Origin of the sequence: Rhodococcus sp. 1163 (assembly GCF_002091985.1) — a bacterium.
Classification (GTDB): domain Bacteria; phylum Actinomycetota; class Actinomycetes; order Mycobacteriales; family Mycobacteriaceae; genus Rhodococcoides.
Window position 1 is genome coordinate 518,103 of the sequence record NZ_MKKX01000017.1, and the last position, 13,058, is coordinate 531,160.

The window sequence follows — 13,058 nt, forward strand, 5'->3', positions numbered from 1 at the left end:
TTGCTCACGAACGCTAAGGACGCCCGGTGCAACACTTTCGACATCTCGATCCCGCAGTGCACGACGCACTGTTCTTCCGGCCACCCAAGAATATTGCCGTAGACGCGGACATCGTCAGTGTCGCAACGGCACTCGGGGCAACGCTGTACATGCCGGCGACACGGACCGACCTGACCGCGACGTTGATCAAACGCAGCCGCATGGGTGTCTGCTCATTGGTCATCGACCTCGAAGATGCCGTCGCCGATCACCGTCTCGAAGAGGCTCTCGCCAACACCGTGCGGACACTCGACGAGCTGGCCGCGGACGAGGATCTCACCGCGCTGGTGTTCGTCCGGGCCCGTACTCCGGAGCACATTCGCAGAATTTGTTCCGAGATCGCTCACGGTGCCGCCGGCCTCGCCGGTTTCGTGGTGCCCAAGTTCACGGCGGCAAACGGCGCCTCCTTCCTCGACGCCATCGCCGCGGGTTCGAGTGAGCACGGCAAGCGACTGTTCGCGATGCCAGTTCTCGAATCCACCGAGGTCGTATTCCGAGAGACTCGCGACACCGAACTCGTCGCGGTACGCGAACTGCTTCTGGCACACAGTGAACGAGTACTCGCGGTGCGCATCGGCGCCACCGACATGTGCGGCATGTTCGGTATCCGGCGCGACCGAGATCTGACCATCTACGACGTCCGCGTCATCGCCGACGTCATCAGCGCCATCGTCAACCACCTCGGGCGCAACAACGGAACCGGATTCGTCATCACCGGACCGGTATGGGAGTACTTCGCCGATCACGAACGCATGTTCCGTCCCATGCTCAGACAGACTCCGTTCGTCGAACCCGGGGCAGTTCGATTTCGGCAGCAGCTCGTCAGCAGTGACCTCGACGCTCTCCTTCGCGAAGTCGCATTGGACCGCGCCAACGGGATTCAAGGAAAAACGGTGATTCATCCGTCTCACGTTCCTGCTGTACATGCACTGTCCGCAGTGACACACGAGGAGTACCACGATGCGCTCGACATCTTGGAATCCGACGCGGGAGGCGTCCGAGCCTCGGGCTACGGTAACAAGATGAACGAGCTTGGACCGCATCGCAACTGGGCGAGCCAAACATTACTGCGTGCCGATGCTTTCGGCGTCACCAACGAAAAGGTCACATTCGTGGACGTACTCACCGCCCTGGCGGACCGATGAACAACCCGACCGACGGAATCAGAGTCACCGGCACCGGTACGTCCTCCGAGTGGTCGGTAGAGCAACTCGTCCGCCCCGGATTACGTCGAAACCCCAGGCGTGCACATCTTTTGGTGTCAGAGGTACTCGGAAAGCACATACCGGTCGACCCCGAGCTAGTGACCGCTGCAGCGGACCAACTGGGAACCCTCGTACTCGACGCGGTCGGTGGATCGGACATCGTCGTGCTCGGGTTCGCCGAAACTGCAACAGGTTTGGGACATGGCGTCGCAGCACGACTCAACGCATACTCCTACCTGCATTCGACGCGTCGCGATGTGCCCGGCCTCGAGGTGTACGGCGAGTTCCAAGAAGGCCATTCGCACGCGACGGATCACAAACTGCTGCCAACGTCCGCGGACGTCCTGTCCGTTCCGCTTCCCCTCGTTTTGGTCGACGACGAGATATCCACCGGTAAAACGGCACTCGAAGCAATCCGCTCCGTCCACGCCGTCACTCCGCGGGCACATTACGTGATTGCCTCGCTCGTCGACATGCGAAGCGAGGAGCACATCCTCGAGACCGAAGCCGTCGCGACCGAACTCGGCGTCACCATCGTCAGCGTGAGCCTCGCGCAGGGCAGCGTCGAGCTGGCCGACGGGCTCGTCGGTGACGTGACCGGACTACCGGACTACCGGACGTTCAATCCTGCCGCGGAGTCCGCGGGCACCGTAACCCGCCTCGATGCGAATTGGCCCGCAACCGTTCCCGACGGCGGCCGTCACGGCTTCCTTTCCTTCGACACTCCGGCCTTCGAGAACGCGATCGCTCACGTTGCCACGCGCGTCGAGACCGTCGTGCCCGCCGGCAGACCCGTAGTGGTCCTCGGCCACGAGGAATTGATGTACCTGCCACTTCGCCTCGCGTTGATCCTCCGCGCGGGTGGTCATCCGGCTTTGTTTCAAACCACCACTCGCTCACCGGCTTACGTACTCGACACACCGAACTATCCGCTGCGTCGTGGCTTCCAGTTTCTGGCGCCGGAGAACGGCGAACCCGAGGCTCGGTACGTCTACAACGCCGACGGCCCGGAGAATGCGTTGCTGATTCTCGTGGTCGACGAGCCTGCGGACACCGACCGTCTGTTCGGCGAAGGTGGTGCCGCTCGCACTCTCGCCGCGTCCGGCGCCGATGTCCTCGTCGTCGTCATCACCGGTGCCGATCCGGTGGCCCTCGCAGTATCGCGCCGCGCAGTGCCCCTGACCGGGCCCGCCTTCGGTTCCTACGCCCCAGGTGAAGTGACATGGCTGCTCAAGGACCTCTCCGGCGTAGAGCTCGAAGCCGATGTCGGTGAGCGAGAGAAGCGAATTCAGGCCGGCACAGCGCATTACGCCGAATCGCTACCCGTAGAGTTTCAACCCGATCTCGCGTACCGTGAATTGTTCGAAGAGGTCCTGCAGGACAGCGCTTCTCGCCTAGCAGTCGCAGTCGGCACCGTCACCGAACTCGTTCTGGCCGAGCGCGGGCACGACATAGTCCTCGCCTCCTTGGCGCGGGCCGGCACACCGATCGGGATACTGATGCGCCGCTGGGCGCACCATGCGCACGGACTCGAACTGCCACACTATGCCCTCTCGATCGTCCGCGACCGTGGAATCGATACTGTCGCACTGAAATACCTCGCAGACAATCATGATCCGCGGTCGGTCGTCTTCGTGGACGGCTGGACGGGCAAAGGTGCCATTGCCCGCGAATTGACCGCTGCGCTGGCGGCATTCGAGGGCGCAGAGTTCAACAGCGACCTCGCAGTTCTGGCCGACCCCGGCCATTGCGCGCGGACCTACGGCACGCGCGATGATTTCCTCATCGCATCTGCCTGCCTCAATTCGACGGTCTCCGGTCTCGTCTCCCGGACGGTCCTCAACCGCGACCTGATCGACGACGGCGAATTCCACGGCGCCAAGTACTACGCCGACCTAGCACCGGACGACGTGTCCAACCATCTGCTCGACACCGTGTCAGCACAATTCGACGCGGTACGCGAGGACGTTGCCCGATCGGTCACCGCGGTATCGAGCTCCGATCGCACCCCGACCTGGACCGGATGGGCTTCGGTGGAGAAGGTCCGCGAAGAGTTCGGGATCTCGCATGTCAATTTCGTCAAACCCGGTGTAGGAGAAACCACGCGAGTGCTTCTCCGTCGAATTCCATGGCGGATTCTCGTGCGCGACCTCGGTGCCCCCGAGCACCGGCATATTCGAATGTTGGCTGCCGCCAGAGATGTTCCGGTGCTCGAGGTACCGGATCTGGCATATTCGTGCATGGGCCTGATCAAGGATGTCACGTGAACACCCTCGTAGCGGTCGACCTGGACCGAACGATGATCTTCTCCGCGGCCGCGTTGGGGTTCGAGGTCGACGACACCGTGGTCTGCGTCGAAATGTTCGAGAGAGCGCCACTGTCCTACATGACCACCGCTGCCGCGGAGTCGCTGCGCACCCTCACTGCCGATGCCGTCGTGGTGCCGACGACGACACGCACGATCGAGCAATTCCAGCGAGTCTCACTGCCCGGCGCGCCGTGGCGGTTCTCGATCACGAGCAACGGCGGCAACATCCTCGTCGACGGTGAACCCGACCGTGCATGGCGCGCAGGTTTCTCGGACATCGATCTCGGCGGGGTCCGCGAGGAGTTGACGCGTCGAACGGGCGGCGACTGGGTTCTCAAGCGTCGGACAGCGGACGATCTTTTCTGCTACCTCGTCGTCGAACCCGCAGCGGTTCCGCCCGGATTTCTCGCGGACTGGTCTTCGTGGTGTGCCGCACGTGGATGGAACGTCTCGCAACAGGGGCGCAAGATCTACACCATGCCCGACGTCGTCTGCAAGAATCGCGCCGTCGCCGAAGTTCTCACACGCTGCATCGACGACGGCATTCTCGACGACCGGGCCCTCACGCTTGCTGCGGGAGACGGCGCCCTCGACGCAGACATGCTCATCGCCGCCGACCGGTCCATCAGGCCGCGGCACGGCGAGCTGGAGGCGAAGAACTTTCGCCACGACGGGTTGGTGGTCACGAGGTCGGCGGGTGCGCTCGCGAGCGAGGAGATCCTCACCTGGCTGCAGGCCGAGACGGCTCGAGAAGTCGATGGAACCATCCGTGCGTCCGCTGCGTCGAACAAGGCAAGGGGTTGACGCACACACGGGGGTACAGGCATGGGCTGGGGAAGAACAGGCTCGAAAGGTAAGCCCTGGACGGGTGCGGATCGTGTTGGATCCGCGGAACGGGGTTCTACGCCGACGCATGATCCGGAGCATCAGGCATGAGCGGTGATCCTTCGGAAGAACTGCAGCAGACCCTGCGCACACTCGAGAGCATCAGCGGGTTCGGTGACATGTCGGCGCAGGAGTTCGGCGATCTGACGCGTGCCGTCGTCTACCAAGAACGAGACAGTTACGCGTACAGCGGGGGCTACGAGCCCAAGGCAGTGTTCGACGACGACCCGTTCGAGGCAATGTCGCATGGAGAGATCTTCGGGAAAGTCGAGCAGTTCCAACCTGAACGGGCCGAGGAGTCCTCCAACAACTGGCGAGCGATCGGAGCCCACGCAGCCGAGGGCGCCGATCAGTTCGCTCAGGCAATGGCCGCGGTGAACAGCACCAGCTGGCAGGGCCCATCAGCCACCGCCGCAGTCGACGGTGTGCAGGCGTACACGAAGTCGACCGCAGAGTTGAAAACAACTGCACATCTCGTGGCGAACAAGCTGCTCGAGGCCTACACGGGGCTTCAGCAAACCAAGGCGAGCGTTCCGCCTCCGCTGGCTACCGGCCCGTTCGAGAAAGTGCTCGATGCCGTTCCGGGCTTTATCGTGCCCGGTGCGTTGAAGCAGGCCCAACACGCACGTGAAGAGGCAGAAGAAGCTGCGCGCCAGGTCATGCACAGTGTGTACATGCCGGTCGTACATCAATCCGACGACCAGGTCCCGATTCTGCCGACCGCGCTCGATCCGGTCACCGACGGCGGTTCCGGCGACGCCGCCAGGCACCAACCGGGAACCAAGGGCCCCGGCTTCGACGCGCAACCTTTTTCTCGAGCAGACACTGCGGCCACCGGGCCCGAATCCGGCAATGGTGCTTCGGGGCAGGCCGGTTCACCTGCCTCCGACGGCGGCGCTCTTCGATCTCCCGCATCGGACACTCGGGACACCGGGACAGAGGCGTCGAGTTGGGCGCCCGGTGATGCGACACAGTCGCCGCAGCCGCCCACCGGTCCGGCCGGGGCGCAGCAAGGGGCGAATGCCCCCTCCTTATCATCACCGGCGGGGTCGTCACCCGGTGGCTCGGTACTGGGCAGCCCACTCGGTGGTCCCCGAGGTTCTGGTCCAGGCGGTTCAGGTCTCGGCGGTTCAGGTCTCGGCGGCTCAGGTTCTCGGGGCGGCAGTTCCGGCGGTGCCGGTTCTCGGTTCGGCGGGGGCTCCGGCGGTTCGGGCTCGGGTGGTTCGGGCTCGGGATCGGGAACCGGGGGGTTGAGTCGTCCAGGAGTCGGCGGCTCGGTCCTCGGGGCTCCTGGCCAGGGCAGTACCGCGGCCGGGGGCCAGGGATCGGCCGGAGGATCCGGTACGGCCGCAGGCCGTGCCGGTGCACCTGGGATGGGCGGAATGTCGCCTGGCGTAGGTCGCGGTGGGCCGGGGGGCGCAGACGACGTCCACAAGACGCCCGGTTATCTGGTCGATGCCGTCAATGGAGACGAATTGATCGGCACGCTGCCACTTGTCGTTCCACCGGTGCTCGGCGGGTGAACGAGCGCGAGTGGACCATGACCGGCCTCGAATTTCGGGTCATGATGGAACAGTTCGGGCGCGATCGATTGCCGTTCCCACTGCAAATTCGTGCGACCGCAAGCTCGGCAGCCGAATATCACCGTCGATGCCACGAGGCGTCGATAGGCATCGCGACGAAGATGGACGAAGACCTGCGCGAGGCCGGACGGATCCTTCTCGACCCGCGGCTTCGAATCGAAGTCGTCGGCCATACGCGGAGCACGAGCGCAGCCGACGGCTCCGGCGACATCAAAATACGTGGCCATGCCGCGATCCGACACGACAGTGCAGCGGTGCTGATCCAACAACCCGGACTCGATGATTCCTCCGGCGGCCCGGTGACGGTTCGCCTGGTCGCTTCGCATCGCGCCGTGAATCGAGTACTGGGAGCACTGCCCGAATCCCCGAAGGGCACACACCCTCGCATCGACATCCCGCGGCCTTCTCCGATCGGACGATCGACCGCGAACTCAGTCGTGTTCGACAGCGCCACAGGATCGACCTCCAGGGAGCACTTCGACCGACTTCTGGGCCGACGTCGAACCAGCGCAGGCGAAATCCTCGTCTGCCCTGGCAAAACCACCGACAATCGAGTGGAAAAGAACTTGGCTGGTTTTCACTGGGTGGACAACGCCGACGACGGTCGATACCTGGTCCGGTCCGGCTCTACTGTCAGCGTCATTCCTGCCTCCGATTCCGACGTGGCCGCGGAAGTCCGAAGGCTCGCCACAGAGTTGGCAGCCGAGACCTGAAGCCGACGACGGGCACGGGTTGCGGAACTTCGTCCACAACATTCGGACATTTCGACCCAGTACATTGGTGTGCGCACTTCACGACCCGCTCTCATCGAAAAGGACACACATTGTCTGCTCCAGCCGGTCAGCCCTTGGCGAAGGGACAAAACGGTCCGATCACCGTGAACAACGTGGTCGTATCCGTGCAGCTCAGCGCTCCTGCCGACCTGTCGGCACTTCTGGTAACCGGGGACGGCAAAGTTCGCACCGACGCGGACTTCGTCTTCTTCAATCAGCCGACCGGGCCAGGTGTCCGCCTGGCGCCCGGTGCCGCTGGGCAACCCGGACAGTTGTCGATTGCGCTGACCGAGATCCCCGCCGATATCGAACAGATCCGCGCGGTCATCACCCTCGACGACGCGTCGAGCAGCTTCGGCCGAGCCGCCCCACCGACCGCTCGCATCGCCGACGCGCAGGGCAATGTGTTGTACGAGTATGTCGTCGACGGTCTGAGCAGCGAATCCATCGTGATCGCTGTCGAGGTGTACCGACGCTCGGGCACGTGGAAAGTTCGGGCCGTAGGACAGGGCTACTCCGGTGGTTTCGCCGCATTGGTCACCGACCACGGTGTGTCCGTCGACGACGCTCCCGCCGCGCAACCGGCAGCCCCGGCTCCTCCCGCAGCCCCGGCTCCTCCCGCACCCGCACCGACACCACCCGCACCGACACCACCGCCGTCCGGCCCATCCGAGGTCAGTTTGACGAAAGCCCGGCCGGTCAGTCTGACCAAGGGTCAAAAGGTCACACTGCGCAAGGACGGTGGAGTCGCGCTGACGAAGATCCGGATGGGTCTGGGATGGGACCCGGTGGCGGCGCCCAAGAAGACCGGCTTCTTCGGCGGTGGCGGACGCAGCGGAGCCATCGATCTGGACGCGTCGGCGATCATGTTCGCCGGGCGCAACGTGGCAGACGTCGTGTATTACGGCCAGCTGAAGGCCAAGGACGGGTCGATCCTGCATCAGGGCGACAACCTGACCGGCGCCGGCGAGGGCGACGACGAGGTAGTGAACGTCGACCTCACTCGTGTTCCCGCGAATGTGACCGCGATCGTGTTCACGGTGACCTCGTACCGAGGACAAACTTTCGAGCAGGTCGAGAACGCATTCTGCCGCCTCGTCGACGACACCAACAACGCCGAGCTCGCCCGCTTCACGCTCCAGGGCGGGATGCCGTTCACCGGCCTCGTCATGGCAAAGGTCTACCGCGAGGGTGGTAACTGGAAACTTCAGGCAATCGGTGACGGCATCGCCGCCAAGCACGCAGGCGAAGCCGTTCCGCATCTCGGCAAGTACATCTAGTCCACTCGCATGGGCACGGAAACCGCCTGCGGTGCAGCGGTTTTCGTGACCCGATGCGTATCCGGCGCACGGTCGAGCACTCCGCCCACCGGATCGTCCACCCCGCCCAGTCGCACCAGATCCTCGTCAGGATGATAGATCTGTCGAACTATCAACGCGCACAGTGCGATCACAGCAATGTCACGCACGACGACGGTAGCGGTGAACCACTGCTCCGGGACACCCTTGTCAGCGACACCGAGGTAGTAGTACATCCGGGGGAACCAGACGAAGGCGTCGATCGCCATCCAGGCCAACAGCACTCTTCGATGCGGTAGCGCGAGCACAGCCAGCGGCACGAGCCACAGTGAGTACTGCGGACTCCACACTTTGTTGGTCAGCAGGAACCCGGCGACGACGAGGAAGCTCAGCTGTGCCAATCGCGGACGCATCGGAGCATTCATCGCGATGTAGGCGATACCGGCGCACACGGCAACGAACAGCACCATCGTGACGGTGTTGAGAAACAGCGGTTTGTCACCCGGATACAAGGTTCCGTCGAATCCACTCCATCCGGTGAACGACGAGATGACGTTGTAGATCGAATCCGGGTCGGCAGCGCGCATGGAGTTGAGCCGAAAGAACTCCGACCATCCGTTCGGAAACAGAAGTGCAATAGGAAGATTGACAGCCAGCCACGCTCCGAGTGCGGCACCGGCGGTCAGAGACCATTCGCGCATTTTCCCAGCGCGCCAACACAATACGAGCAGCGGGCCGAGGAGAAGCAGGGGATACAACTTGGTCGCGCCGCCGAGACCGAGCAGGACTCCGGCCAGCACGGGTCGCTTCTTACCCCAAGCCAAGATTCCTACGGCAGCGAAAGCTGTTGCCAGCGCATCGAAATTGGTGAAACCGTGCACGATGACCAGCGGTGAACCTGCCACGAGGGCCGCATCCCAGATGCGCCGTCCGGCCGACATCGCTGTCGCCCAGACGGTGACCAACCATGCAAGGGCCAACCCGATCGCGACGACGTTGAAGTAGATCACCACCGAGAGTGCCTGCGGCAGCCAGGAGATCGAACTCCACGCCTTGGCCACGACCATCGAGCCGTACTGATACATCCCCGACAGGACCGGATACTCCATGTAGCGAATCTGAGTGGTCCCGTCCGCGGCCACTTCTTCCCAGGACTTCTTGTACGGGAAGGCACCCTGATCCAAGCGCTCTGCGCCGTACAACGGAACCGTGTCGGAATAGCACATTGCAACGTACTGACGGCTGCCACTCCAGTCGAGACCGAACGATCCCTCTGGTCCGTTGGGCGCCTGCTGAATACAGCCGGCCTTGGCGAACCAACCGAAGCTCAGGAACACCACGGCGAGGAGCAACACCACCCGAAGCGGCGTCAGAAATCGCTGGCGGCCGATCAGTGCGTGCTTGCCCGCCGACCCACCGATGACCGCAGCGAACTCTGCGGTCATCGGGTCGTTCGCGCCCGGGAGATCTCGGGCCACGTTCGATGAGCGGTCTGGTGCCAACGGCCCCGGGCTCGCAACGACTTTCCTCGCCCCGGGTTCGGTGACTCCGGATTCGATGGCTCTGTCGTCGCTCACCCCGTCACGCTACCGAGCCGGAGCAGGTTCGAGCTCTTCTTCGGGCGTCTGTGGTGTGGCGGGTTCGGGCGTCGGCGACTGCGCCGGCGCCGGTGCGAGGCCGGGTAGCGGAATCGTCACCCCTGGAAGGATCTCGACCTGGCGCGGTGTGATCACGACGGGCGGCGAAATCTCCGTCGGGATCGGCAACGTGATCGCCGGTGGCGGCGTCACCACTGCTGCGCTGGGTGTCGTGGACGGGGCTGCGGGAGCCGAGTACTGCGGCACACCAGCCTGACCGGCGATCGGCTCCGGCGTCGGGAAGGACTCGTTGGACGTTCCTTCCAACGAGCCGTCCATCGTGTCCTTCCAGATGTCCGACGGGAGTCCGGAACCGTAGATCGATCCGCCGTAGCTGTTCTGCAGCGGAAGTCCCTGTTCGGTTCCCACCCACACTGCCGTCGACAGTGACGGGGTGTACCCGACCATCCAAGCATCCTTGTTCTCGCCGGTGTCGCCGAGCTGTGCAGTGCCCGTCTTCGCGGCGGATTGACGGCCACCGTCCAGATTGTGGCCCTTGGAGTATCCGGCAATCGGCCGCATCGCAGCCGTGACGTTGTCCGCAACAGCAGCAGAGGTGACCTGCTCGCCTGCCTCTGCGCCCCGATCCAACAGGACCGTTCCGTCGGCCGTGACGACGCGCTGCACGAAGTGCGGTGCGTGGTAGACGCCCGACGCAGCGAGTGTCGCATAGGCGGAGGCCATGTCGATCACGCGAGACTGGTACTGGCCGAGCACGATTCCGTTGTTCGGTCCGGCACCGTTCGGCTCGGTCAACGTGGGACCGACGCCCGGGATTTCCTCGGGAATTCCAAGCTTGTGTGCCATATCGGCGATCGCCTGCGAACCGTTGTCCATCGACAACTGCAAGCGGTAGAAGCTCGTGTTGAGAGAGCGTTTGAGCGCCTCTGCAATGGTGCACGTTCCGCAGGATTCGCCCTCGACATTGCTGATGGGGATGCCATTGACGGTAAGCGGTGAGCTGTCGAACATCTGCGAAAGCGGAATGCCCTGATCCAGTGCCGCCGCAAGGCCGAAGACCTTGAACGAGGATCCCGTCTGCAGGCCGGACTGGGCGAAGTCGAATCCGCCGCCGTCCGAGCCGCCGTAGTAGGACTTGACCGCACCCGTGCGTGGGTCGACCGAAACCGACGCCGTGCGCAGCTCGGAGGGCTCGCCCTCCATGTTCGAATCGACCGCATCGATCACTGCAGCCTGCGCCACGGGATCGATCGTCGTAGTGATCTGCAATCCCTCGGTGTTGAGGTCCTGTTCACTGACACCCGCCGCCGACAATTCACGCAGGACCTGGGACTTGATCAGCCCGTTGGGTCCGGAGTCACTGTCACCGGTGTCGGCCTGTGCACCTGGAATCCACCGTGGAAACTGCATCGCCGCACGCTCCGCCTGCTCCAGGTTGCCCTGTGCGACCATGCCGTCGAGCACGTAGTTCCACCGGGTCTGAGCACCGGTCGGATTGAACTCGGGGTCGAGGCCGGACGGCTGCTGAATGGTGGCCGCCAGCATGGCACCTTCTTCGACGGTCAACTGATCGACCGGCTTGCCGAAATACGCCGTCGACGCGGCCGCGATGCCGTACGCACCTCGGCCGAAGTAGATCGTGTTCAGGTATGCCGCCAGGATGTCGTCCTTGGACCACTGACGAGCCATCTTCGAGGAGATGACGAGCTCGCGCATCTTTCGCGTCAAGGTGCGTTCGGATCCGACAAGGGCATTCTTGACGTACTGCTGGGTGATGGTCGAGCCACCACCGGCACTGTCGCGTCCGAGAACGTTGTCACGCAATGCGCGTCCGAAGCCGGTGACCGAGAAGCCGGGATTGGAATAGAAGTCCCTGTCCTCCGCTGACAGCACTGCGTTACGCACGTGCACCGGCACCTGCTCGATCGAGACATCGGTGCGATTGCCCTCGGGGGGCACGACCCTACCGAGCACACTCGAACCATCGGACGCCAGAATGGTGGCGACCTGGTTGGTCTTGATGTCACCCGGGCGTGGGACGTCCTCGACCGTGTAGGCGACCATGAACGTCAGAATCGGGATGATCATCCCCAACGCGATCAGCGCATACAGCGTTCGACGGGCGACCCGCCACTTGGACTTCTTCTTCGTGTTCGCGGCGGAACCTCTCTCGGGCGGTTCGGGCGGTTCATTGCCCGAAGAACGTGGGGGCGGGTTGTCCGGCGGCCCGGTCGGCGGAAGCCCACCGGCACCGCGTGCAATGGGCGGGCCCGTTTCAGGGCCGCGATTGGGCAGCGGAGGGCGCCCGGGCGGTGGACCAGCCGGGCCATTGCCGGTAGCTGGACGGCCTGCGGGTGGACGGCCCGCGGGTGGACGGCCTGCTTGCGCTGGCCCGCCCGGTACGGGTCGACCGGCCTGCGGCGGGGGCCCCTGTGGTCGGAGCGGCGGACCCTGTTGGCCTCCCAGAGGTGGACCCTGCGGCCGACCCGGAGGTGGACCCTGCGGCCGACCTGGAGGCGGACCCAGTGGCCGACCCTGCGCATCGCGTCGAACACCGGGGGGTGGGCCCAGTGGCCGACCCTGCGCATCACGTCGAACACCGGGAGGTGGGCCCATGGGAGGACGGCCGGGAGGCGGGCCGCCGGCGCCGTGTGTCTTGTCGCTGCCGCCAGGTGTGTTGTCGCTGCCACCAGGCGTGTTGTCGTAGGGGGAACTCACGTACAGGTCTCCAGTGGTTGCGGCTGGCACATCCGTATGCCGACCGGGGTTGTCAGCGACGCGATGTGTGTCACTCGCTCGCTGTTCGACGGTTCGGTTCGCGAGATCCCGATCGGGGCCGTCGCGGTTGCTTCGGGGTGGGAACTGCACCTAGTACATAGGACTGAACCAGGTGATTCCAACTGCAGGAACGACAGACTTCGACGACGTGAACCGAGAACTCCTCCTGCGTCGCCGCGAGGCGAACGAGTTCGTCCGCCGTGCGCGCCGAGCCCGAGAGTGTCCCCAGCTTCTCACCGAACACCCACGAGACGAGGGTGAGCTGCTCCTTGCGGCAGATCGGGCATGCGATTTCGCTACCGCGGCCGTGGAACTTGGCCGCACGCAGTAGATAAGGATCGGCATCACACACTGCGGTCACGCCGGTCCTGCCCGAATACACCTCGGCGAGCAGTGACCGTCGCTGAAGGGCGTAGTCCACCACCTGTCGCTGAAGTCGCACGAGGACCAGAGTACGTGCGGCGCCAGACATGCGGATCGGGCATCCCGACTCTTACGTGACAACGACGCGCCCACTCTCGCTGATATCGACCCCGCCCACGACGCTTCACCTGTGCCGAAGCGTTTACCAGTGGCGATGCGCACATGTCT

At 64.1% G+C, this 13,058-nt stretch carries 9 protein-coding genes; 6 read left to right on the plus strand and 3 right to left on the minus strand.

Going from position 1 to position 13,058, the window contains the following annotated elements; genetic code table 11:
- Nucleotides 1-26: 26 nt before the first annotated feature.
- From BJD99_RS05980 to BJD99_RS06005, 6 genes are all read left to right on the plus strand, one after another.
- The gene (locus tag BJD99_RS05980; RefSeq protein WP_084345829.1) at nucleotides 27-1,184 is read left to right on the plus strand and encodes an HpcH/HpaI aldolase/citrate lyase family protein; all 1,158 of its coding nucleotides are present in this window, start codon (nucleotides 27-29) and stop codon (nucleotides 1,182-1,184) included.
- Complete coding sequence (locus tag BJD99_RS05985; protein ID WP_084345830.1) at nucleotides 1,181-3,511, plus strand: phosphoribosyltransferase; 2,331 nt, start codon at nucleotides 1,181-1,183, stop codon at nucleotides 3,509-3,511. Before BJD99_RS05980 ends, BJD99_RS05985 begins: the two co-directional genes overlap by 4 nt.
- Complete coding sequence (locus BJD99_RS05990; protein WP_179142199.1) at nucleotides 3,508-4,356, plus strand: HAD family hydrolase; 849 nt, start codon at nucleotides 3,508-3,510, stop codon at nucleotides 4,354-4,356. The genes BJD99_RS05985 and BJD99_RS05990 overlap by 4 nt, the downstream gene beginning before the upstream one ends.
- A gap of 128 nt (nucleotides 4,357-4,484) precedes the next feature.
- A complete protein-coding gene (locus BJD99_RS05995; protein ID WP_084345831.1) occupies nucleotides 4,485-5,960 on the plus strand; it encodes a PPE domain-containing protein in 1,476 nt (491 codons plus the stop codon).
- Nucleotides 5,957-6,733, plus strand: a complete 777-nt coding sequence (locus BJD99_RS06000) for an ESX secretion-associated protein EspG (protein ID WP_084345832.1) — start codon at nucleotides 5,957-5,959, stop codon at nucleotides 6,731-6,733. The genes BJD99_RS05995 and BJD99_RS06000 overlap by 4 nt, the downstream gene beginning before the upstream one ends.
- Nucleotides 6,734-6,867: 134 nt before the next feature.
- Nucleotides 6,868-8,073 carry a TerD family protein gene (locus tag BJD99_RS06005; RefSeq protein ID WP_084345954.1) on the plus strand — a complete coding sequence of 402 codons (1,206 nt, stop codon included), beginning with the start codon at nucleotides 6,868-6,870 and terminating at the stop codon, nucleotides 8,071-8,073.
- Here BJD99_RS06005 and BJD99_RS06010 read toward each other — a convergent pair.
- From BJD99_RS06010 to BJD99_RS06020, 3 genes are all read right to left on the minus strand, one after another.
- Nucleotides 8,070-9,668, minus strand: coding sequence for a glycosyltransferase family 87 protein (locus BJD99_RS06010; RefSeq protein ID WP_373270513.1), 1,599 nt, complete (start codon nucleotides 9,666-9,668; stop codon nucleotides 8,070-8,072). The genes BJD99_RS06005 and BJD99_RS06010 overlap by 4 nt on opposite strands.
- Before the next feature lie 9 nt (nucleotides 9,669-9,677).
- On the minus strand, nucleotides 9,678-11,777 hold the full coding sequence (locus BJD99_RS06015) for a transglycosylase domain-containing protein (protein ID WP_084345833.1): 2,100 nt from the start codon (nucleotides 11,775-11,777) through the stop codon (nucleotides 9,678-9,680).
- A 700-nt stretch (nucleotides 11,778-12,477) separates the two neighbouring features.
- On the minus strand, nucleotides 12,478-12,939 hold the full coding sequence (locus BJD99_RS06020; protein WP_084345834.1) for a DUF5318 domain-containing protein: 462 nt from the start codon (nucleotides 12,937-12,939) through the stop codon (nucleotides 12,478-12,480).
- Nucleotides 12,940-13,058: the final 119 nt, after the last annotated feature.